The 20,701-nt window shown below is 59.3% G+C and carries 18 protein-coding genes and 1 riboswitch; of the genes, 6 read left to right on the top strand and 12 right to left on the bottom strand.

Translation table 11 applies throughout. The features are described 5' to 3' along the window. Window positions 1-11: 11 nt before the first annotated feature. From JFU37_RS29065 to JFU37_RS29035, 7 genes are all read right to left on the bottom strand, one after another. Window positions 12-656: an MBL fold metallo-hydrolase gene (locus JFU37_RS29065; protein ID WP_201120571.1), complete on the bottom strand. Its 645-nt coding sequence runs from the start codon at window positions 654-656 to the stop codon at window positions 12-14. A gap of 122 nt (window positions 657-778) precedes the next feature. Further along, on the bottom strand, window positions 779-1,357 hold the full coding sequence (locus tag JFU37_RS29060) for a DUF4337 domain-containing protein (protein ID WP_201120570.1): 579 nt from the start codon (window positions 1,355-1,357) through the stop codon (window positions 779-781). A 183-nt stretch (window positions 1,358-1,540) separates the two neighbouring features. Next, window positions 1,541-4,279, bottom strand: coding sequence for a LuxR C-terminal-related transcriptional regulator (locus JFU37_RS29055; RefSeq protein ID WP_201120569.1), 2,739 nt, complete (start codon window positions 4,277-4,279; stop codon window positions 1,541-1,543). Window positions 4,280-4,554: 275 nt separating this feature from the next. Continuing rightward, window positions 4,555-5,919, bottom strand: a complete 1,365-nt coding sequence (locus tag JFU37_RS29050; RefSeq protein ID WP_201120568.1) for a DUF1329 domain-containing protein — start codon at window positions 5,917-5,919, stop codon at window positions 4,555-4,557. 28 nt (window positions 5,920-5,947) lie between these two features. Continuing rightward, complete coding sequence (locus JFU37_RS29045) at window positions 5,948-7,885, bottom strand: DUF1302 domain-containing protein (RefSeq protein WP_201120567.1); 1,938 nt, start codon at window positions 7,883-7,885, stop codon at window positions 5,948-5,950. Between the two features lie 335 nt (window positions 7,886-8,220). Further along, window positions 8,221-9,903, bottom strand: coding sequence for a fatty acid--CoA ligase (locus JFU37_RS29040; RefSeq protein WP_201120566.1), 1,683 nt, complete (start codon window positions 9,901-9,903; stop codon window positions 8,221-8,223). A gap of 249 nt (window positions 9,904-10,152) precedes the next feature. Next, a complete protein-coding gene (locus JFU37_RS29035) occupies window positions 10,153-10,782 on the bottom strand; it encodes a LysE family translocator (protein ID WP_201120565.1) in 630 nt (209 codons plus the stop codon). Between the two features lie 313 nt (window positions 10,783-11,095). Here JFU37_RS29035 and JFU37_RS29030 point away from each other — a divergent pair, with 313 nt between their 5' ends. From JFU37_RS29030 to JFU37_RS29020, 3 genes are all read left to right on the top strand, one after another. After that, the gene (locus JFU37_RS29030) at window positions 11,096-12,061 is read left to right on the top strand and encodes a 2-hydroxyacid dehydrogenase (protein ID WP_201120564.1); all 966 of its coding nucleotides are present in this window, start codon (window positions 11,096-11,098) and stop codon (window positions 12,059-12,061) included. Between the two features lie 33 nt (window positions 12,062-12,094). Further along, window positions 12,095-13,093 (top strand): class I SAM-dependent methyltransferase, encoded by a 999-nt coding sequence (locus tag JFU37_RS29025; RefSeq protein WP_201120563.1) that lies wholly within the window; start codon window positions 12,095-12,097, stop codon window positions 13,091-13,093. A gap of 50 nt (window positions 13,094-13,143) precedes the next feature. Further along, a riboswitch (yybP-ykoY riboswitch) is annotated at window positions 13,144-13,268 on the top strand. An 89-nt stretch (window positions 13,269-13,357) separates the two neighbouring features. After that, entirely contained in the window at window positions 13,358-13,942 is a 585-nt protein-coding gene (locus JFU37_RS29020; RefSeq protein WP_201120562.1) for a TMEM165/GDT1 family protein, read from the top strand. Between the two features lie 122 nt (window positions 13,943-14,064). Here the strand turns inward: JFU37_RS29020 and JFU37_RS29015 are convergent, their stop codons facing one another. Continuing rightward, complete coding sequence (locus tag JFU37_RS29015; protein WP_201120561.1) at window positions 14,065-14,883, bottom strand: M48 family metallopeptidase; 819 nt, start codon at window positions 14,881-14,883, stop codon at window positions 14,065-14,067. 273 nt (window positions 14,884-15,156) lie between these two features. Between JFU37_RS29015 and JFU37_RS29010 the strand changes: the two genes are divergently transcribed. Further along, a complete protein-coding gene (locus tag JFU37_RS29010; protein ID WP_201120560.1) occupies window positions 15,157-17,298 on the top strand; it encodes a methyl-accepting chemotaxis protein in 2,142 nt (713 codons plus the stop codon). A gap of 100 nt (window positions 17,299-17,398) precedes the next feature. Here the strand turns inward: JFU37_RS29010 and JFU37_RS29005 are convergent, their stop codons facing one another. From JFU37_RS29005 to JFU37_RS28995, 3 genes are read right to left on the bottom strand one after another with little or no spacing between them, the layout of a single operon-like run. Next, window positions 17,399-18,022, bottom strand: coding sequence for an SOS response-associated peptidase (locus JFU37_RS29005; protein WP_201120559.1), 624 nt, complete (start codon window positions 18,020-18,022; stop codon window positions 17,399-17,401). A gap of 35 nt (window positions 18,023-18,057) precedes the next feature. Then, the gene (locus tag JFU37_RS29000; RefSeq protein ID WP_201120558.1) at window positions 18,058-18,318 is read right to left on the bottom strand and encodes a putative signal transducing protein; all 261 of its coding nucleotides are present in this window, start codon (window positions 18,316-18,318) and stop codon (window positions 18,058-18,060) included. 13 nt (window positions 18,319-18,331) lie between these two features. Beyond that, the gene (locus tag JFU37_RS28995; RefSeq protein ID WP_008153387.1) at window positions 18,332-18,514 is read right to left on the bottom strand and encodes a CPXCG motif-containing cysteine-rich protein; all 183 of its coding nucleotides are present in this window, start codon (window positions 18,512-18,514) and stop codon (window positions 18,332-18,334) included. Between the two features lie 142 nt (window positions 18,515-18,656). Here JFU37_RS28995 and JFU37_RS28990 point away from each other — a divergent pair, with 142 nt between their 5' ends. Continuing rightward, window positions 18,657-19,820 carry a 1-acyl-sn-glycerol-3-phosphate acyltransferase gene (locus JFU37_RS28990; RefSeq protein ID WP_201120557.1) on the top strand — a complete coding sequence of 388 codons (1,164 nt, stop codon included), beginning with the start codon at window positions 18,657-18,659 and terminating at the stop codon, window positions 19,818-19,820. 114 nt (window positions 19,821-19,934) lie between these two features. On the opposite strand, the gene JFU37_RS28985 is transcribed toward JFU37_RS28990, so the two are convergent. Next, the gene (locus JFU37_RS28985; protein WP_201120556.1) at window positions 19,935-20,219 is read right to left on the bottom strand and encodes a hypothetical protein; all 285 of its coding nucleotides are present in this window, start codon (window positions 20,217-20,219) and stop codon (window positions 19,935-19,937) included. 194 nt (window positions 20,220-20,413) lie between these two features. On the opposite strand from JFU37_RS28985, the gene JFU37_RS28980 reads away from it, so the two are divergent. After that, entirely contained in the window at window positions 20,414-20,620 is a 207-nt protein-coding gene (locus JFU37_RS28980; protein WP_201120555.1) for a hypothetical protein, read from the top strand. Window positions 20,621-20,701: the final 81 nt, after the last annotated feature.

The raw sequence follows: 20,701 nt of genomic DNA, 5'->3' as shown, positions 1-20,701 counted from the left end.
CGTGTTACAAATCAGGCCCGCACAAAAGGGTTCTCGCGCATTTCATCGCCCAAACGCGTGTCCGGACCATGCCCGGTCACCACGGTTGCCTCTTCATCGAGGGTGTACAGCCGCTGCTTGATTGACCGCACGATGGTCGCTTGATCGCCACCCCACAAATCCGTACGCCCTACCCCGCGACGAAACAACGTGTCGCCGGCAATCAGCAGCTTAGCCTCTGAAAACCAAAAGCTCATGGAGCCCGGCGTATGACCCGGCGTGTGCAACGCCACGCCGCAGCCGCAGGCCAGCTCTTCATCATCGGCCAGCCAACGATCCGGCGACGGCACCGGGGTGTAAGGCACTCCGAACATCTGGCACTGCATTTCCAGGTTGTCCCAGAGAAATTGATCTTCTTTATGCAGGTGCAGGGTCGCGCCGGTTTTCTCTTTGAGCTGACCGGAGGCCAGAAAGTGATCGAGGTGCGCGTGGGTGTGAATGATACTGACCACCTTCAGTCCCAGCGCGTCGAGCCGAGCCAGAATCAGCTCATGATTGCCCCCCGGATCGACCACGATGGCTTTTTTCGTGACCGGATCGCCGATGATCGTGCAGTTGCACTGCAAAGGACCGACGGGGAAGGTTTCTCGTATTAGCGCGGGCTTTGCGGCTTCCATGGGTGTTCCTGTAAAGTTAATCGCACGTTTGGGCTCCGTGCAAAAAAGCGATGGTGACGTTTAAGAAGAAAGGCCGGCACCTGGGACGACCAAGCTGTCTGATCGCATGTTCGGCCATTACCTCAGATATGCAGCCATGCCATGGAGCCTATCAAGACCCCTGCGCCAGCGGCACAATACGAGACCCTTTTCAGCCACTCCTTGCGCGTCAACAAGGTGATCGCCGCCAGTGAAATGGCGATCTGAATAGCCGTCATGGCCTGGGCCCAGCGGTGATGCTGGTGCAATACCAGTTCGGATTTCGCATCCCACTCGCGAGCCTCCTTCTCGAGCGCTTCTGCCTTCTTGCGCGCTTCTTCTTTCTGGTCTTTGTAGCGCTGGGCTTCTGCGACGTAGTGCGCGGCGTCCAGGCCGGGTAGATGGCTTGCCAGTTCTGAAAGGTTTTGCCGGCTGGACTTGGCCTGGTAGTAATTCCATTCGTTGGAGGCTTCGGTTTTCTCGATGGCCGCGTTGTTCTTGTCCATGGCCGCCTCACTCTCCGTGGAGCCGGCCTGATAGCTGAGTAAAGCGCCTATGGTCGCCATGACCGCCGTCATCACTGCGATCTTGCTGGCGAAACCGTCGCCATGGGCATGAGCGTTGTGGGTCGCATGTTTAACATGATGTTCGTGAGGGCTGGGGACTTCGAACTCTTCAGGCATGGATGTCGATCTTGAGGGATTGATTCAGGATGTTTGCAGGCAGCAAATGCCCGCGGCTTTATATCAATGGATCACCAGCAAGTCGACGCTTCGGACTGCTGTGCCCCCGTTTTCAGCACCGCCGCAAAAACACTGGGTGAAACGGCGACACTACACTGGGTGTCGCGGACTTGTGAAAAATCACTAGCCCAACACCCCCAACTCCTTCGCCCGAGCCACCGCCTGCGTGCGCCGCTCTACTCCAAGTTTGCTGTTGATATGGCTGGCATGGGTTTTAACCGTGTGCAGGGAGATAAACAGCTGATCACTGATTTCCTGGTTGGAGCAGCCCTGCGCAATCAGTCGCAAGACGGCCATTTCCCGCGCACTAAGTTGTTCCGCCGCAGGAGCGGCCTCGGGTGCTGGACGGCCTGCCGATACCGGAAGTTTTTCGAAGAGGCTCTGTGCAACAGGCGTTGGCGCACTGAGTTGAAGTTGTCCGCGCAGCCAGTCCGGATGATCAATCAGTAACCCGTCGAAGGGTTGCAGCACACCCCCGGCCGCCGCTTCCAGCGCCTGACTCAAGGTCTTGCGGGCCTCGGGCTCACGGCCGCTGCCCAGCAACAACATCACTTTCTGTGTCAGCACCATGACGCTGAGCATCTGCCTGCCTGTTTGCTGACCATGCTCAAGCAATGCGTTCAATCGTCCCTCGGCCAGCATTGGCTGTCCCTGAATGACCTCAAGCAAGGCTTGCTGCAATTCGATGTGCAGCGGCAGTTGTGGATGGAACTCCGGCGGTGCCGCTGCGTGCTCGCCGGTGTAGGTCTGGCCTAATCGCGCCAGCCAGGCCTCGGCCAGGTCCGTGCGTCCCTGGGCCAGCCAGAGTTCGCATTTGACCAGGGTGATCATCGCCAGGTAGTAGATCGGCGGAACGTCCCAGATGTGCATCAGACGCTCAGCTTCGGCGAGTTCGGCGAAGGCTTTGGCAAACTCGCCACTGTTGCCTTCAAGCCTGGCGATCACACAATGACCGATCAATATGCTGATATCGCGACAGGCGCGCGCTTCATTCAAACCGATCTGCAAACGTACCCGGGCGGCTTGTGGCTGCTGGCGCAGGGCTAGCAAAAAACCCTCGTACAAGGTCAGTCGGGCACGTATGGCATAGAGGCGTTGCGGGGATAACCCTTGCAGGCGTTGCAGCCCCTGACGGACCTCATCGAGAGAACGAAGGACTTCCCCTCGCGCTTGCAGCACCCGCGCGCGGTCGTAATGGGCCAGCGCTTCGAACAGTGGGTTACCGACCCGTTGCGCCAATTCCAGCGAGTCTCGGTTCAATGCGCGTGCACGCCACAAATCACCGTCGGCAATGGCCAGGTTGGACAGGGTTGAGAGGCATACCAGGCGCTGACCGTAACGCTTGGCCGGAAGGCTCTCCAGCGCTTCGGTGCAATAGAGCAGTGTCAGTTCACGATTGCCGCGACCGCGAGCGACGATTCCGCTCAAGGCCAGCCATTGCGCCAGCATGGATTTTTGCGCGGTAGCTGATGGGGCCGGCAGGAAGCGGCTCAAATGGCTGGCCAGTTCCTCGGCGGCGTCCAGCTGACAGGCCAGCCCCAACGCCCAGCTGTAAAGCACGATCAGCCGCGGCGTGCTGATCAGCAGGCTGTCGGGCAAATCCATCTTCCAGCGCAGCAACATGCCGACGTTCTGTTCGGCCAGCAGTTGTTCTTCAGAAAGGTTCTGAACCAGATTCGCCGCAACGTCGAGGTGTCCGGCGCGTAACGCCTGTTCCACCGCCTCATCGATCAATCCTTGAGCATTGAACCAGCGACAGGCGCGCAGGTGCAGGCTGGCAGCCGGCACCATCGTCTGAGCTGTCGGCCGGGTGCGCAGCAGGTCGGAGAACAGATGGTGATAGCGATACCAGTGACCGTTTTCGTCCAGCGGCACCAGGAACACTTGATGAGCCAGCAGAAAGCGCAAGATCTCTTCGCTGTCATGAGCTTCGCGAACGGCGTCGCACAGCTCGCTGCAAAAGCGCTCCTGTGAGGCCGTGTCGTACAGGAATGACTGCACCTCGGAAGGCAGGCAGTCGATGACCTCTTCAAGCAGGTAATCGCGGATCAACCCTTCCCCACCATGCAACGTCTGGGGTAATGCACCCTGGGTACCCGCTTCGGAGGCTGCCAGCAGCCAGAAACGCAACCCGGCGACCCAGCCTTCGCTGCGCTGAATCAAGCTTTCCAGCGCTTCGCCGCGCAAGGAACTGCTGTGCCGATCGAGCAGGGTCAAGGCTTCGTCGTGGGTCAGGCGCAAGTCCTGCTCGTTCAACTCAAGCAGTTGCCGTGACAGCCGCAAGCGCGCGAGATGCCAGTCCGGGCGCTGACGACTGGTGACCATGACCAGCAAACCATCGGGCAAATGATTAAGGAAAAACTGCAGGCAACGATCAAGCACCGGGCCCTGGGCCAGATGGTAGTCATCGAGCACCAGCAGCAAGGGTGCCGTCGGCAGCAAGTGCACGGCCAACTCATCGAGCAAACCGTCCAGCCATTCTTCGAAAGCGAACGGTTGATGCCGCTGGCGCATTTTCAGCAACCCCAGAGACTGTCTCCCGAGGCGCGGAAAATAATCCTGAAGGCCTTCGAGCAATCGCTCAAGAAAACGGCCCGGATCGCTGTCCCGTGGACTCAACCCGAGCCAGAGGCTTTGCCAATGAGCCGGCAGGCTCTGACAGAATTCCACCGCCAATGAACTCTTGCCAAACCCCGCCGGAGCGCTGACCAGCAATAACCTGCCACCGAGACCGGCACTCAGGCGCTCGCACAGGCGAGGCCGCAGCACATGGCCGTCGGGCAACGGAGGCCGAAAAAAGCGCCCGTCCAGTGCCGCGACGGCGATGCTTGCAGGGCCCGGAAGTGGGGACAGATCAGTCATGGCCGGCTCTTGTTTGAATGGCTGTTGGCGGCGTTGCAGATGTCCGCAGACTAGCGGTAAACGAAGAGGGAATGAAGGTTATTGCTACAAATGGCTACAAAAAGTCTACAAAGAAAAGATCGCAGCCTCGTTTCACTCGACAGCTCCTACAGGAGAGTGCGTTCCAACGTAGGAGCTGTCGAGTGAAACGAGGCTGCGATCTTTTTCAGCGCCCAAAAAAACGCCCCGAACCAGTCGGGGCGTTTTTCGAGGATGCGGCCTCAGTTCAGTGCTGGTTAGCGAACACCATCCTGACGCAATGCCGCCGGAGTAAAGTCGCTGGTGGTGGCGGTGAAGCCGAAGTCATACGCTGACTTTTCTTCGTTCTTCATGCCCAGTGCCAGGTAACGGCCCGATTGCAGGTCGTACAAGGTTTCCAGGGTGTACCACGGCACCTGGACGTTGTAGTAGTTCTGGGAGTGAGCTTCGGCCACACGCCAGAGCTGATTACGACCGTCGTAGTGATCGATCACTGCAGCCTGCCAAGTGTCTTCGTCGATGTAGAAGTCACGCTTGGCATAGATGTGACGCTGACCTTCCTTCAGGGTTGCAACCACATGCCAGACCCGGCGCAGCTCGTAACGAGTCAGGTCCTGATTGATGTGGCCGGCCTTGATGATGTCGGCGTACTTGAGGTTCGGCGAGTCGAGCTTGTAGCTGTCGGAGCCGATGTACATCTCTTTCTTGCCTTCGAGCTTCCAGTCGTAACGATCCGGTGCGCCGTTGTACATGTCCAGGTTATCGGAGGTACGCAGGCCATCCGCCGCGGTACCCGGCCCGTCATAGGACACTTGTGGCGCACGACGCACGCGACGCTGACCGGCATTGTAAACCCACGCCGAACGCGGTTCTTTGACCTGGTCGAGGGTTTCGTGCACCAACAGCACACCACCGGCCAGACGTGCCGGCGCGGTCACTTTCTGCTTGAAGTAGAACAGGATATTGCCCGGGTTTTTCGGGTCGTAATCCTTCATCTTGTCGCGGAACACGAATTGGTCCTGGAAATACACCAGGCTGAACGAGCCGTTTGGCTGTGGCGTGGCCTGGGTGACCAGACGGGTCACACTGCCACCGCGATAGCGGGTGATGTGGTTCCAGATGACTTCGACGCCGCTTTTTGGAATCGGGAACGGCACTGCGGATTCGAAGTTTTCCAGACCGTTGCCGCCGGACACCAGGTTAGTGGCGGTGGCGTTTTTCTTGATGGCAGCGAACACGTCATCCGGCACGGTCGCACCGCGATGGGACGGGTAGACCGGCATCTTGAAGGTTTCCGGGTAGCGCTTGAACATCGCGTACTGGCCCGGAGCGAGTTTGTCTTTGTACTGGTCGACGTTCTGCGCAGTGATGGTAAACAGTGGTTTTTCACTGGCGTACGGGTCGGACAGGAAACCTTTGCTGTCTGCCGTACCGACGGTTTTCGCCATCGGTTTCCAGGCCGGGATCGAACCGTCGGCGTTGCCCGCCATTTCGGCGCCCATTGGGGTCAGGCTCTTGCCCAGCTTGTCCGCTTCGGCAGCAGGGACCGCCGCCATGACACTGGTCGCCAGCAGCGAAAGACCCAGAACACCGGCGTGAAACAGACTCTTTGTTATTTTCATATGTGTGCTCGTCCTGAAAATACAGTGCTTAGAAGTTCACGCCAACGCTGAGCGCGACGAAGTCACGGTCATCCACGGTGGTGTACTTGCCGTCGAAGAAGTTGGTGTAGGCCAGGCTGGCGGTGTAGGTGTTCTGGTACTCGGCGTCGACACCCAGGCTCACCGCTTTGCGGCCTTCCTCGAAGTTGCCGCCAGGGCCAGGCGAGTAACCGCTGACGTCATGGGACCAGGCCACGTTCGGCTTCAGGTTCACACCGGCGAACACGTCGTTGTATTCCCAGATGGCGCGACCACGGTAGCCCCAGGAGTTTGCAGTGGTGAAGCCATCGTTTTCACAGTAGCGACTGACGTTGTTTTGCGGTCCGCCTGCCAGGGTGGTGGTGTTCACTGCCTCGCACTGACCATTCGGCAATGGCCCAGGACCATAGCTCGGGTCGCGGCCATAACGTGCTTTCGAAGTGCTTTCCAGACCGCCAACGTGCGTTAAACCGATCTCGCCCACCAGCGTCAGTCGTTCGGCGCCCATCACTTGGTCGAAGAAGTGAGTAAAGGTGGTCTGGAACTGGGTCACTTCCTTGCGGCGATAGCCTGTTTGATCCTGCCCTGGCGTTCCTTGGAGCACGGAAAGGTTAGGGTTCAGTGGTGTCAGACCGGAGTAGAGAATATCGGTGGTATTGAGCTGAACCGGTGCATTCGGACGGTAGCTGACTTCACCGCTCCACGCGGTACCCGTAGGCAGCGTGGTGGAGAAGCTCAGGCCATACAGGCGAATATCTTCCGGATACTCGACGTAGTAACTGGAGTTCCCCGCGACCACCAGCGGCAGCAAGGTCGGAGCCAGCCCGCGGGCGACACCGACCGGAACGCCCGAGCCGACCAATGAGCCTACCAGGCCTGCCGCACTATAAGCGCTCGCCGGAGCCCCCTTGCCGCTGAAAATCGGCGCACGGCTGTGGTAGTTCATGAAATAGGCGCCGAATTCGGTGTCCAGCGGGTCGAACATGTATTTGAAGGACAGGCCAAACTGGCCGCTGTCACGGGCATCGCGATCCGGGCCGCGACGAACGATGACACCTTCATCCGGGTTGCCCCAGGTCACGCCCTTGGCAGCGAGTGTGTTGATACTGGCATTACGCAATGAAGCCGGCAGCCCCGCCGCCGCCAGTCCGTTGTTCAGTCCATTTTGGGTACGCAACACCGCCAGGTTATTGTCGCAGCCATCCGCGATCACGTCCGGTTGCGAGAAGAAGGTGCCGCAGTTGTCGACAACGGTCTGGTCCCATTCCAGTTGGTAGAAGGCTTCGGTCGAGAGATTCTCGGTGAGGCTCTGGGACACGTAGAACATGTTGACCGGGATCAGGCCTTCCTTGATCTCGGCACCTGGCCGACGAAACGCGGAAACGTCGATCGGGTTAATCGAGTTGATGCCGCCGCCGATGAAGGTACTTTCACCCCAGCTCACGACCTGCTTGCCCAAGCGCACGGAGCCCGGCTCATCGGCAATGGAGTAGTTGTGGTAGATGAAGGCGTCGAGGATTTCGCCACCGGAGGACTTGGCGCCCTCCTTGCGTCCGTCGTTGCTGACGTTCTTGAATTCCAGGTCTTCGTTTTGCAGCGCGAAGTCGTACCAGTATTTACCTCGCACGAAGATGCCGGTGTCGCCGTACTTCAGTTCAAGGTCATGGATGCCCTTGAAGATCTTCGAAAAGGCTTGTCCGCTCTTGAAGTTCAAGTGGCCGTCATCGGACGTCTGGGACAGACCACGCCCCCCGTTGTTGACACCAATCAGGTTCTTGTTCGGCTGCTGGGTCGACACACTCATACCCAGAGAAAGAGACGAGTCGAACTGACCTTCGATTTCACCAACGTTGAAACTGACGCCGAATGCTGGCCCCGCGAGCGTAGAAGCAAGACTGATCGCCAGAGGCAGTTTCGCCCGGCGCCAGAACTGGTTTACTGATGTCATCGACGCTACTCCATGTGCATTATTGTTATGGCAGTTAGCACTTCTAAAAACGCTGTGGTTGACTGGGCACCAAGGTGTCCCAAAGTCATTCCAAAGTTGCATCGCCCCGTTTTGTGCGTTTGCTCCGTTCTTAAAAATCCGTGAGCGGACTATAGCTAGCAGGTGGTACTGCTTGATCCCTCTAAAGTGTGATTTGCAGCTGCCGGCCACTCTGGAACAGTCCTTTGCCACGCCGACACCCGTCGGCACGGCAAGGATGACTGAAAACTCGGATTACACAAGCCAAGCGCTTGCTTGGTGGGGCTGGCGTGCCATTTCTGGCACGCCAGGGGCGCCTAAAGCGTCGAGAGGAAGGTGCTGTTATTGGCCTGCCATTCGGTGATGTCGACGCGAATCCGCTTCTTGTCGAGTTTGCCGACACTGGTCTTGGGAATTTCAGTAACAAGGGCGATCTGGTTCGGGATAGCCCACTTGCTCAGGTGCCCCAGCTCCACAAACGGCTTGAGGTGTTCCTTGAGTTCCTTGGCCCCTATCACATGCCCTTCGCGGACCACCAGCAATGCAAACGGACGCTCACCCCACTGCGGATCGGCAATGCCCACCACTGCTACTTCGCGTACCGCCACATGGCGGCTGATCAGGTCCTCCAGGTCCAGAGAAGAGATCCACTCGCCCCCCGTCTTGATCACGTCCTTGATGCGGTCGCGAATGTCGATCACGCCCATGCTGTCCAGCGTCGCCACGTCACCGGTATGCAGCCAGCCCCCGGCCCAGAGCTCGGCGCCCTTCTGCGGCTCATTGAAATAGCCTTCGGTGAGCCACGGCGCACGCAGTACCAGCTCCCCCTGAGTCTCGCCATCGGCGGGCAGGAAGTTGCCTTCGGTGTCGACGATCGCCGCCTCCACCAATGGCCCCGGCACTCCGGCCTTGATCCGATACGTGGTGCGCTCGTCTTCAGTGCCCGCCATCAACTCGTCGTTGAGGTGAGCACACGACACCAGCGGGCCGGTTTCCGACATGCCGTAGGCGGCCGTCAGCTGAATGCCCTTGGCCTTGGCGGCGTCATACAGCGTCCGGTTCAACGCACTGCCGCCGATGACGATTTTCCAGCCATCGAAGTCGATGTTTTGCGCAGCCTTGGAGTTGAGGACCATTTGCAGGATGGTCGGCACGCAGTGGGAGAAGCTGACGTTTTCCTTGCGCCACAGCTCCACCAGATATTCCGGGTCGTAGCGACCGGGATAAACCTGCTTGAGCCCGAGCATGGTTGCCACATACGGCAACCCCCAGGCGTGCACATGGAACATCGGGGTGATGGGCATGTACACGTCGTTGGTGCCCAACAGTCGCACGCTGTCGATGGCGCCCATGATGGTCGACACCCCCATGGTGTGCAGCACCAGTTGCCGATGGGTGAAATACACGCCTTTGGGATTGCCAGTCGTGCCGGTGGTGTAGAAGGTGGTCGCGACCGAGTTTTCGTCGAAGTCCTGGAAGTCGTACTGCGTGCTCGCAGTGGCCAGCAGTTGCTCATACTCGCCAATGAGGTTCGGCAGGTCGGCGGTTTTTTCCGGCAGGTCGGTTAACAGCAGGGTTTTCTCGACCGTGGTCAGGTGCCCGGCGATCGCCTGGTAGAGCCCCACGAACTCGCTGTTGACCAGCACGAAGCGGTCCTCGGCGTGGTTCATCGTGTAGAGGATCTGTTCCGGCGACAAGCGCACATTGATGGTATGGATCACGGCGCCAATCATCGGGATGGCGAACATGCACTCCAGGTAACGATGACTGTCCCAATCCATCACCGCCACGGTATCCCCGGCTTTTACACCGGCCGCCGTCAGCACATTGGCCAGCCGTGCGACCCGTTCGATCAGGGTCGGATAGCTGTAGCGCAACTGATCGCGGTAAACGATCTCGCGGGTTTTCTCGTAACGAGCACCGGACATCAGCAGCCGCTTGATCAGCAGCGGATACTGGTAAGCGCCTTCGGCTGGGGGAATAACGCGAGTCTGTAACATAAGAATCCCTTTTCTGACTGCTCGGTCGTGGCTGAAAGTAAGCACTTTAGTGCCCTAATGCGCCAGCCAAATCAGCCAAAGGAATGATTTGCAGAGCCAATCAAATGCTAGCGTTGCGCCAGCATTCACAGCCACCTGGACATGTAGGAGCTGCCGCAGGCTGCGATCTTTTGATCTTTGGCAATTTCCAAACCGCTGAAGATCAAAAGATCGCAGGCTTCGCCAGCTCCTACATAGGTCGGTGTTCGATCAGTGCATCTCAGTGAACGCGAGTTTTACGCCAATGGCGATCAGGACTGCGCCCATCGTCCGGTCAAACCAGTGCCCCATGCGGGCGAACCCGGCGCGTACACGCTGCTGACTGAACAACATCGCCACCAGGCAGAACCACACGGCCGTGGCCACCGCGAGGTAAACCCCGTAGCCGGCCTGTACCGCCAGCGGCGTATGCGGGTTGATCACCACGGTGAACAGCGACAGGAAGAACAGCGTGGCTTTCGGATTCAGACCGTTGGTCACAAAACCGGAAGTGAAGGCACCGCGCGCCGTGCGCTCACCCGCTTCCTTGTGCAGATCATCCGCCACCGGTTTCGCCGGTTGTGCACGCAAGGCCTTGAAGCCGATGTACAGCAGGTAAGCGGCGGCAGCCCATTTCAGGGCGTTGAACAGCACGATCGACTGCGACACGATCAGGCCAATGCCCAGCAGTGAATAGCCAACGTGCAGGAAAATCGCCGTACCGACGCCCAGCGCCGTCCAGGTACCCGCGCGACGACCGTGGGTCACGCTCTCACGCACCACCACCGCAAAGTCAGGGCCGGGACTGGCAACGGCCAGCAAATGAATCAGGGCAACGGTCAAAAACTCTGTCCAGTACATGGGGGCTCCTTTGGGGCAGCTTGGTCAAATAAAATTCCAGGCATCGACATCACCTGTAGCAGCTGGCGAAGCCTGCGTTCGGCTGCGAAGCAGTCGTGAAACCTGCCGACTCGGTCAGTCTGATAGAGCACGGAGTCTGAATTTACGACGGCTTCGCCGCCGAACGCAGGCTTCGCCAGCTGCTACAGGGGGCGTCGCCGCCTCATCGCATAGCGCGTCAACTTAGCCATTTTGGTGCAATGGGTAACCATTTGTTTCATCTGGTAGGCTCGGCAGATTACGCCTTCAGTTCAATGCACAAAAGGTACAGTTGATGACGAACTCTCACCGCGCCGTTTTCCTCGACCATCCATCGCTGGACCTTGGCGATCTCGATCTCAGTCCACTGCGCGATTGCTTCGATGATTTGCAGCTGTTTGCGCAAACCGCACCGGATCAAGTCATCGAACGCCTCAAGGGTGCCACCGTCGCCATCAGCAACAAGATCCTGATCGACGCCGCAGCCATCGCTGCCAGCCCCGAGCTGAAGCTGATCCTGATCACCGCCACCGGCACCAATAACGTCGATCTCGCCGCCGCCCGTGCTCACGGCATCACCGTCTGCAATTGCCAGGGTTACGGCACGCCGTCGGTGGCGCAGCACACGATCATGTTGTTGCTCAATCTGGCGACGCGTCTCGCCGACTATCAGAAAGCCGTTGGCGAAGGCCGCTGGCAGCAAGCGAAACAATTCTGCTTGCTGGATTACCCGATCGTCGAACTGCAAGGCAAAACCCTTGGCCTGCTCGGGCACGGCGAATTGGGCGGTGCGGTGGCGCGACTGGCCGAAGCCTTCGGCATGCGTGTACTGCTGGGGCAAATTCCGGGGCGCCCTGCCCGTCCGGACCGATTGCCGCTGGATCAACTGCTGCCGCAAATCGATGCGCTGACCCTGCACTGCCCACTCAATGAACACACCCGCCACTTCATTGGTGCCCATGAGCTGGCCTCAATGAAACCCGGCGCGTTCGTGGTCAACACCGCACGCGGTGGCTTGATCGACGAACAGGCGCTGGCCGACGCCTTGCGCAACGGTCACCTCGGCGGTGCAGCGACGGACGTGCTGAGCGTCGAACCTCCCACCACTGGTAACCCGTTGCTGGCCGCCGACATTCCACGACTGATCGTCACGCCGCACAACGCCTGGGGCAGTCGCGAGGCGCGGCAGCGCATCGTCGGCCAGTTGACCGAAAATGCTCAGGGATTCTTCAGCGGTAAAGCGCTGCGGGTCGTCAGTTGATAGACTGCTGCACTTTTTTTCAGGGAGCAGAGTATGGATCCGCGCAGTGAAGTACTGCTTCGTCAGGCCGAGTTATTCCAGGGTTCGGTGTTGCTGGCCGGTTTGCCCGCCGATGATTTGTTGGGCCGCCTGCCCGATGCTCATGGCTGGTGCTGGCATGCCGGTGACCAGGCCGCGCTGGACGCTCGCTTCGCCGAGCGCAGCCATTTTGGCGTGGACGCCCCGGAACGCGAATTCGATAACGCAGTGGTGTTTCTGCCCAAGTCCAAGGACCTGACCGACTACATCCTCAACGCCCTCGCCTCGCGCCTGGCCGGACGTGAGTTGTACCTGGTGGGCGAAAAACGCAGTGGCATCGAAGGCGCAGCCAAGCAGCTGAACCCGTTCGGTAAACCGCGCAAGCTCGACAGCGCGCGGCATTGCCAGCTCTGGCAAGTCACCGTGGCCAATGCGCCAGAAGCCAAATCGCTGGAAAGCCTGGCCGAGACCTATGAGCTGCCGCTGGCCGAAGGTCCGCTTAAAGTCATCAGTCTGCCGGGCGTGTTCAGCCACGGTCGACTGGATCGCGGCAGCGCGTTGTTGCTGGAGCATCTGGACAAATTGCCGAGCGGGCATTTACTGGATTTCGGTTGCGGCGCCGGTGTGTTGGGGGCGGCGGTGAAACGTCGTTATCCGCACAACCAGGTCACCTTGCTCGACGTGGATGCCTTCGCCGCCGCCAGCAGTCGCCTGACGTTGGCTGCCAACGGGCTGGAAGCAGACGTGATTACCGGTGATGGCATCGATGCTGCGCCGATGGGTTTGAGTGCGATTCTGAGCAACCCGCCGTTCCATGTCGGCGTTCACACTGACTACTTTGCGACCGAGAACTTGCTACGAAAAGCAGCCAAACATCTGAAAAACGGTGGCGAACTTCGCTTGGTTGCCAACAGCTTCCTCAAATATCAACCACTGATCGAAGAGCACCTCGGTGTGTGCGCGATCAAAGCTGAAGGACAAGGCTTCAGGATTTACCGGGCCAAACGCGGCTAGCCCTTCTTTTTAAAAAGAGGCTTGCCCTATCGGATTTGCCTAGGCAGAATCCGCTCCGTCCTAGGGGAGTAGTCTCCCACGAGCGCCATGCTCGTCCGGCATACGTCAACATACTTGGTCCTCAGACCATGGCGTATGCGACCCAAGCGTCCGCATCAGTCGGATCGCAGGGTTTGACAAGACCTATGACACGAACACCTTACCCGGGGCGGGAAGGCTGTACGTGTCATAGCCGTGTCGACCCGCCCCTTAGGAAAAACCCTGATGCTGGATTCTTTACTCGTTCCCACCGCAATCGTTGCCTTGGCCGAAATCGGCGACAAGACGCAACTGCTCGCGCTCATTCTCGCTGCACGCTTTCGCAAACCCTGGCCGATCATCGCCGGCATCGTCGCCGCGACCCTGGCCAACCATGCGGCAGCCGGCGCAGTCGGCGCCTGGGTCGGCAGTTTCTTCTCGAATGCGATGCTGCACTGGATCCTCGCGGCAAGTTTCACCGCGACCGCGCTGTGGACCCTGGTGCCGGACAAGATGGATGACGACGAAGCCAGCACCGCCCGCAAGTTCGGGCCATTCCTGACCACGCTGATCGCATTCTTCCTCGCGGAAATCGGCGACAAGACCCAGATCGCGACCATTATGCTCGCCGCGCAATACCCGGAACTGTGGCTGGTGATCATCGGCACCACCGCAGGCATGTTGATTGCCAACGTGCCGGTGGTACTGGCCGGTAACTTTGCGGCGGATAAATTGCCATTGACGTTGATCCGTCGTTTGGCGGCGTCGGCGTTCTTCATCCTGGCGGTGGTTGCGGTGTACAAGGCGATGCAGAGCAGTGGGTGGGTTTGATGCGGTAGGTCGTTAGACCGTGTCATCGTTCTTCGCGAGCAAGCCCGCTCCCACATTGGAATGCGATCAAATGTGGGAGCGGGCTTGCTCGCGAAGGCGCCCTCAAAGGCGCCACATGACCGTCAGTTCTTTTTGGCCTTCTCGTACAACGGCATCACCTTCGGAATCGCCGCCTGCAACGCAGCAACTCGACTGGCCGACGCCGGGTGAGTACTCATGAACTCAGGCGGTGAGCCTTCCGAGGCCTTGCTCATCTTGTCCCAGAGGGTGATCGCGGCATTCGGGTTATAGCCGGCACGCGCGGCCAGTTCCAGGCCGATCAGGTCCGCCTCGTTTTCATTGGCGCGGCTGTTAGGCAGCGTCATGCCGTAGTTCGCCACGGTGTCCGCCAGCGCCAGGCTGTCCTGGCCCAGACCGAACAAGGCACCGGCGCCCTGCTTGGCCATTTCAATGCCGTAAGCCTTGGACATCGCTTCACGACCGTGCTCGCGCAGTGCGTGGGCGATTTCATGGCCCATGACGGCGGCGATTTCATCGTCAGTCAATTGCAGCTTGTCGATCAGCCCGGTGTAGAAAATGATCTTGCCGCCAGGCCCGCAGTTGGCGTTGAGCTCGTCGCTCTTGATCAGGTTGACTTCCCACTTCCACTGAGCCGAATCCGGACGAAAAACCGGTGCCTGGGCAATCAGCCGATCAGCAATGGCCTGGACGCGTTTGGCTTCATTACTGGTCTTGTCCAGCACGCCTTGGGTGCTCGCCTCGCCAACTGTCTTTTGATAAGACTGGGCGTACATCTGGTTGACCTCATCAGTCGACAGCATGCTGAACATGTACTGTTTGCGCTCAACGCCCACGGCGCCACCGCTGGTGGTATTAACCGACTGGCAACCGGCCAGCAACAAACCTGCGCTCAGCGCACACAAAACCAATGTCTTGTTCATCAAAAAACTCCCTGAAAACATGCCGCGTATCCTAGGCGGGGAATTGTATCGACGCCAGATACAAAAACCTTCCAGAGGTACTTTTCGGACAAAGCTCTCGTCACCGTACGAAAAAATTCACACAACGACGTCCACCGCGGCCGGTAAAGGCCCGCGATGATTCTATTGCGACATCCACCACTCCAAAAAAGTCAATTCGCATCACCCTGCTCATGGCCTTCGAGCCCCCTGCCGATACACCACCGCAGTCGTCCTCTTGCGTGCGGAGCACCCATGAAATTCAAGTCGATCCAGTTTTCCGTGGCAGCCCTCGCCGGCGCCATCGTTCTTAGCGTCGTGGCCGCGTTGGTGCTTTACGCACTGTTTTCCGGCGCACGGACTCAAGACATGGTCCAGGAACGGACCCAGGCGCAATTTGAGCAAGTCATCGAACAGCGCCTGACGTCGCTGGCGCAAACCCAGGTCAGCCAGATCCAGCGCGAGCTCGAAGCGCCCCTGCTGATTGCTGGCGGACTGGTGCGGGTCAATACGCTGATCGGCACACCGGGCGCCGATGGCCAGCCGCAGCTGAGCCTCAGCCGGGAGCAGTTGATCAACCTGATCAAGGAAAACGTCGCCAAAAACCCGAAAATTCTCGGCACGTACGTCGGCTGGGAGAAAAACGCCCTCGACCACAACGATGCAGCGTACGTCGACACCAAAGTGGTCGGTATCGACGCCAGCAACGGACGTTTCCTGCCGTGGTGGTTCCGAAACGAAGATGGCAGCCTGGGCCTGGACAAACTGGTGGACGTCGACGACCAGAAAACCCTGTCCACCGGCGTGCGCGCCAGCGAGTACTACCTGTGCTCGAAAGAAACCAGGAAATCCTGCGTGATCGATCCGGCGCCCTACAAGGTCGGCGACAAGATCGTCATGCTCGCGTCGTTTATTGAACCGATCATGCTCAACGGCACCTTCCAGGGCATCGTCGGCGCCGACCTCTCGGTGAATTTCATCCAGGAAATGCTCCTGGGCGCGAATCAGAAACTCTACGGCGGCTCCGGTGTTATGGCGCTGATTGGCGGTAATGGCCGGATCGTGGCCTACACCAAGGACCCGAGCAAATTTGGCGAGAAAGTCAGCGACATCCTCGACAGTCAGCAGATTGCCAACATGGCCAATCTCAAACGCGGCGAAGTGACCTACACCGTCGACAAAGCCCAGGACCGGATCGAGTTGTACCTGCCGTTCGGCATCGGCCAGACCGACGCTCGTTGGACCCTGATGCTGCAACTGCCGCTGAATGCGGTGATGGCCGACCTGCAAAAACTTCAGGGCGACCTGAACACCCAGCGCAAGTCCGATACCTTCGGCATGGCCATGGTCGGTCTATTGATCGCGGGTATCGGCTTGCTGGTGATCTGGCTGGTCGGCCACGGCATTGCCCGGCCACTCAAGCAAATGGTCGCGATGCTCGATGACATTGCCAAAGGTGAAGGCGACCTGACGCGCCGTCTGACCAGCGATCGCGCCGACGAATTGGGCTCGATCGCCAAAGGCTTCAATACCTTCCTGGCCAAGTTGCAGGCGATGATCACTCAAGTGGTGGCCTCGGTGCAGAGCGTCAGCGACTCATCGGAACACACGGCCGACATCGCCATCCGCACCAACATCGGCGTGCAGAAGCAAATGGCCGAGATCGATCAAGTCGCCACCGCGGTGCACGAAATGACCGCCACGGCCCAGGATGTGGCGCGCAACGCGACCCAGGCTGCGCAAGCCGCCAGCCATGCCGACCAGGCAGCGGCGCAGGGCATGCAGATCGTGCGGGACACGTCGAACTCGATTGGCGTGCTGGCGATTGAAATCGGCAAGGCTGTCGGTGTGGTGCAGACCCTGGCCAAGGACAGCGAGAACATCAACGCGATCCTCACCGCCATTCGCGGGATCGCCGAGCAGACCAACCTGCTGGCCTTGAACGCGGCCATCGAAGCGGCGCGGGCCGGCGAACAGGGCCGTGGCTTTGCGGTGGTGGCGGACGAGGTGCGCAACCTGGCGCAGAAGACCCAGAAGGCCACTGAAGAAATTCAGGCCATGATCCAGCAACTGCAACAAGGCACACGTGACGTAGTGCGGGTGATGGAAGACAGTCAGAACCGCACCGACGAAAGCGTGCAGCATGCGGCGAAAGCGGCCGAAGCACTGGAGACCATTACTCAGGCGGTGTCGGTGATCAACGACATGAACACGCAGATCGCCAGCGCGGCCGAAGAGCAGAGCGCCGTGGCGGATGACATCAACCGCAACGTGATCAATATTGGGCAAGTGGCCAATGAAGTGGCCGGCGGGGCGGATGAATCCAGTGCGGCGAGTGCGGGCCTGACCAAATTGGCTGAGCAGCAGCGGCGGTTGATCAATCAGTTCAAGGTTTAAGAGAAAGATCAAAAGATCGCAGCCTGCGGCAGCTCCTACATTGGGTTGGCGTACACCCTGTAGGAGCTGCCGCAGGCTGCGATCTTTTTGAGTCCACCACTCAACCCGGGGTCAAACACTCCGGCGCATTCAACTTCGGATCATTCACCAAATTCGCCAACACCCGCTCGCGCAACGCTGCGGGTTCACTGGCAAGCAACCCCTGCAACACATGCAACGGCGTCTGCGGATCGAGCCACGCCGCCTGCCCTGCCGCATCAAGAATCAACGGTCGACGCTGACTGGCCGCCGGCTGGGTGATCACCGCCGTACTCAACCACACCTGTTCCTGTACCGGATACGCCTCCCAAATCGCCGCAAAAAACAGCGCCGAGCCCTCCCCCGGTGTCAGCCAATACGGGCGCTTGCGTGTGGTGCCGCGCCATTCGTAAAAACCATTGGCCGGCAGCAGGCAACGGCGCTCGCGCAAGGCCTGACGAAACATCGGTTGCTCGGCAACGGTTTCGGCCCGGGCATGGGCCGGCGTACGGGACAGATCGGTCAGCCACGGCGGCGTCAAACCCCAGCGTGCCCGGGCCAACTCACGCTGACCATCGGCGCCTGCACGCAGCATCAACACCGAATCGTTTGGGGAAATATTCCACTGGGCCTGCTGATCGGCGGGAAAGCCAGGCAGGGCCGCGAAGGCGGGATTCCAGCGAAACAGGGCATAACGTCCACACATGGGGCAGCACGACTCTTGATAAAACGAACGCCAGCCTAACAGACCAGCGTGCCTTGGTAGCTCTCCGGTTCATCGCCGGGCAGCGGCAGCGCGGCATTGTACGCGGTGATCAACTCCCGGGCGTACTGCGCCTGGTCGTTATCCACCGACAATCCCAGAAGGCCGAAGATTGGCAATTCGCCGGTGCCACCGAGTAAATCGCGCCCCACCAGATGCGCCTCGATGCCCTCGCTGGCCAACATGCTTTGCAGCAACTCGCCTTCCATCAGGTTTTCCGGCTCGTAGATTCGCTGCATGGGGGTGCCCCTTTCATTCGTTTTCGCTGTGAACTTCGAGCAACCATTCCTGACCGTCGGTCTGCAGGACAAACGTAATCGGACGACAACAGACCGGACAGTCTTCGATATAGGTCTGATCGCCGCCGGACAAATCAAGAACGGCCTCTGCCTCTTCACCACAATACGGACATTCGTAGCGCTCGGTTTCCAGCATCGCGGTCTCCCTGGTGACTTGTGCGTATAATCGCCGGTCTATTTGCAGGGCTATTTTTGTCTGGCTACTTTTTCAGACCGTGCCCCGCGGGTTTTCGATCAAAACCTTTACTTACCCTAGCCGTTTCTAACAAGAGAGCATGATGGGCGAATTCGATGCCATCCGACCTTACGACGACAGCGAAGTCCCAGCAGTGCTGGACAGGCTGCTTGGCGACAAGGCGTTTCTAGATATCCTCACCCACTTTCGCTTCCCGCGCTTTGCCGGTGCATTCGGCTGGATGCTCAAACCTCTTATAGCTCATCGGCTGCGCCGTGAGTTCGCCGATGTCACATCAGTGGCCACGTTGCAGGACAAAGTCGAGATGTATGTCGACCACACCATCGAGCGGGCCACGGACGGTGTGACGTACACCGGCGTCGAGCAGTTCAAGTCTGGCAGCGCCTATCTGTTCATCGCCAACCACCGCGACATCGTGATGGACCCGGCCTTCGTCAACTACGCCGTGTACCACGCCGGCCTGCCGACACCGCGCATCGCGATCGGCGACAACCTGTTGCAAAAACCCTTCGTCAGCGACCTGATGCGCTTGAACAAGAGTTTCATCGTGCACCGTTCGATCAGCGGTCGCCGCGAGAAGATGGCGGCGTATCAGCTGCTGTCGGCTTACATCAACCACTCGATCCGCAACGATTGCGCGTCGATCTGGATCGCCCAGGCCGAAGGTCGGGCCAAGGACGGCGACGACCGCACCGAGTCGGCCATCCTCAAAATGTTCCACATGAGCCGTAAGGACGAGCCGTTCGGCGAAGTCATCCGCTCGCTGAACGTCACCCCGGTGTCGATCAGCTACGAATACGACCCGTGCGACCAGGCCAAGGCCCGCGAACTGTTCATCCGCTCCACCACCGGCAGCTACACCAAAGTGCCGGGCGAGGATGACGTGAGCATTGCCAAGGGCATCACCGGTTACAAGGGCCGCGTTCACGTGAACTTCGCCTCGCCGATCACCGAATTGTTCGAAGACACCAAGCTGTTGGCGATCGAGATGGACCGGCAGATCCTCGGCGGCTACCGCCTGTTCCCGGTGCACTACCTGGCCTACGCGCAATGGAAAGACGCCGACCCGCAATTACAGGTTCCAAAAGCCGCCGAGGTGTTCCCGGCCGACGAACTGGCCAAGGCCCAGGAGCAATGGCAGCAACGCCTGGAAGCTTGCCCCGAGGCACATCGTCCCTTCCTGGTTCTGCAATATGCGATGCCGGTGCGCAATCAGTACCGCGTGAAAGCGGGATTGCCGCTGTAAGGTTTTTTACAACAAGGTCAAAAGATCGCAGCCTGCGGCAGCTCCTACAGGATCCACGTCATTACGCAAATCTGTAGGAGCTGCCGCAGGCTGCGATCTTTTACTTTAAGAGATTCATACCCGCGTGCTGATCCACGACACCAGCAACGCCACCCCCAGGCAAGCAAAGCCGAATCGATAGAAAAACCGATTCATGCGCAAGGTCGCGCCGTCCAGCATCAACGTAGGCTCATTGATGCGACGGCTCTGGGTTTGCGCGTCCAGACTGGCCAGCGCGCGTTGTTCGCGGCGACGCGTGGCATGCAGCAACCAACTCCCCGGGAACGCAACCAGCAACGCCAGCAGGTTGATCAATTTGGCGGGATGGGCGGTAAACAGCGTCATCAAGTGCAGCGACATCACGGACCTCAAGCAAATCAGGTGTGGCAGACGCCGGACGGACGACCGCGGCGCGGAGTCTACCGAAAGCCTTCCCGCTTGCCCTGCGCTTTACGACAAATAACGAACCATTTGGCAGATTGCTGCCCCGCGTCACGGCTTCGTCATCTAAATACGCCAGTCTGGCGCCCCTCGAAACCGACACGGAGTCCGTCGTGCTGCACGCCGAAAATCAGGATCGTCTCTACCTTATCGCCCAAAGCGAAGAACAACAAAACCTCGTCGGAAGCCTTGCCTTCAACGTTCAGGATCGGCACTGGCTGGTGTATTGCGCGCTGGGGGGGCATCAGCATGCGGATTTGCCGGAGACGGATTTGCTGACAGGCGTGAGCGTGCTGGATTTCTATTCGCAAGCCGCCTGAGCAACGCAGATCCCGGTGTAGGAGCGAGCTTGCTCGCGATGGAGTGTCAGTCGACATCAATGCATCTGACACACCATCGCG

This window comes from Pseudomonas sp. TH41, from assembly GCF_016650695.1.
Classification (GTDB): domain Bacteria; phylum Pseudomonadota; class Gammaproteobacteria; order Pseudomonadales; family Pseudomonadaceae; genus Aquipseudomonas.
Note: the sequence above shows the minus strand (reverse complement) of the source record. Positions and strands in the feature narration are given on the sequence as shown.

Excerpts from the sequence above, each read along its gene's own strand:
- JFU37_RS29005 (WP_201120559.1), bottom strand. The coding sequence starts at position 18,022 with ATGTGTGGACGTTATGCCCTGTTTCGCTGGAATCCCGCCTTCGCGGCC.
- JFU37_RS29025 (WP_201120563.1), top strand. The coding sequence starts at position 12,095 with ATGGATCCGCGCAGTGAAGTACTGCTTCGTCAGGCCGAGTTATTCCAG.
- JFU37_RS29040 (WP_201120566.1), bottom strand. The coding sequence starts at position 9,903 with ATGTTACAGACTCGCGTTATTCCCCCAGCCGAAGGCGCTTACCAGTAT.
- JFU37_RS28985 (WP_201120556.1), bottom strand. The coding sequence starts at position 20,219 with ATGTCGCTGCACTTGATGACGCTGTTTACCGCCCATCCCGCCAAATTG.
- JFU37_RS29000 (WP_201120558.1), bottom strand. The coding sequence starts at position 18,318 with ATGCAGCGAATCTACGAGCCGGAAAACCTGATGGAAGGCGAGTTGCTG.
- JFU37_RS29045 (WP_201120567.1), bottom strand. The coding sequence starts at position 7,885 with ATGACATCAGTAAACCAGTTCTGGCGCCGGGCGAAACTGCCTCTGGCG.
- JFU37_RS29035 (WP_201120565.1), bottom strand. The coding sequence starts at position 10,782 with ATGTACTGGACAGAGTTTTTGACCGTTGCCCTGATTCATTTGCTGGCC.
- JFU37_RS29050 (WP_201120568.1), bottom strand. The coding sequence starts at position 5,919 with ATGAAAATAACAAAGAGTCTGTTTCACGCCGGTGTTCTGGGTCTTTCG.
- JFU37_RS29010 (WP_201120560.1), top strand. The coding sequence starts at position 15,157 with ATGAAATTCAAGTCGATCCAGTTTTCCGTGGCAGCCCTCGCCGGCGCC.
- JFU37_RS29055 (WP_201120569.1), bottom strand. The coding sequence starts at position 4,279 with ATGACTGATCTGTCCCCACTTCCGGGCCCTGCAAGCATCGCCGTCGCG.
- JFU37_RS29030 (WP_201120564.1), top strand. The coding sequence starts at position 11,096 with ATGACGAACTCTCACCGCGCCGTTTTCCTCGACCATCCATCGCTGGAC.
- JFU37_RS29060 (WP_201120570.1), bottom strand. The coding sequence starts at position 1,357 with ATGCCTGAAGAGTTCGAAGTCCCCAGCCCTCACGAACATCATGTTAAA.
- JFU37_RS28990 (WP_201120557.1), top strand. The coding sequence starts at position 18,657 with ATGGGCGAATTCGATGCCATCCGACCTTACGACGACAGCGAAGTCCCA.
- JFU37_RS29020 (WP_201120562.1), top strand. The coding sequence starts at position 13,358 with ATGCTGGATTCTTTACTCGTTCCCACCGCAATCGTTGCCTTGGCCGAA.
- JFU37_RS29065 (WP_201120571.1), bottom strand. The coding sequence starts at position 656 with ATGGAAGCCGCAAAGCCCGCGCTAATACGAGAAACCTTCCCCGTCGGT.
- JFU37_RS28995 (WP_008153387.1), bottom strand. The coding sequence starts at position 18,514 with ATGCTGGAAACCGAGCGCTACGAATGTCCGTATTGTGGTGAAGAGGCA.
- JFU37_RS29015 (WP_201120561.1), bottom strand. The coding sequence starts at position 14,883 with ATGAACAAGACATTGGTTTTGTGTGCGCTGAGCGCAGGTTTGTTGCTG.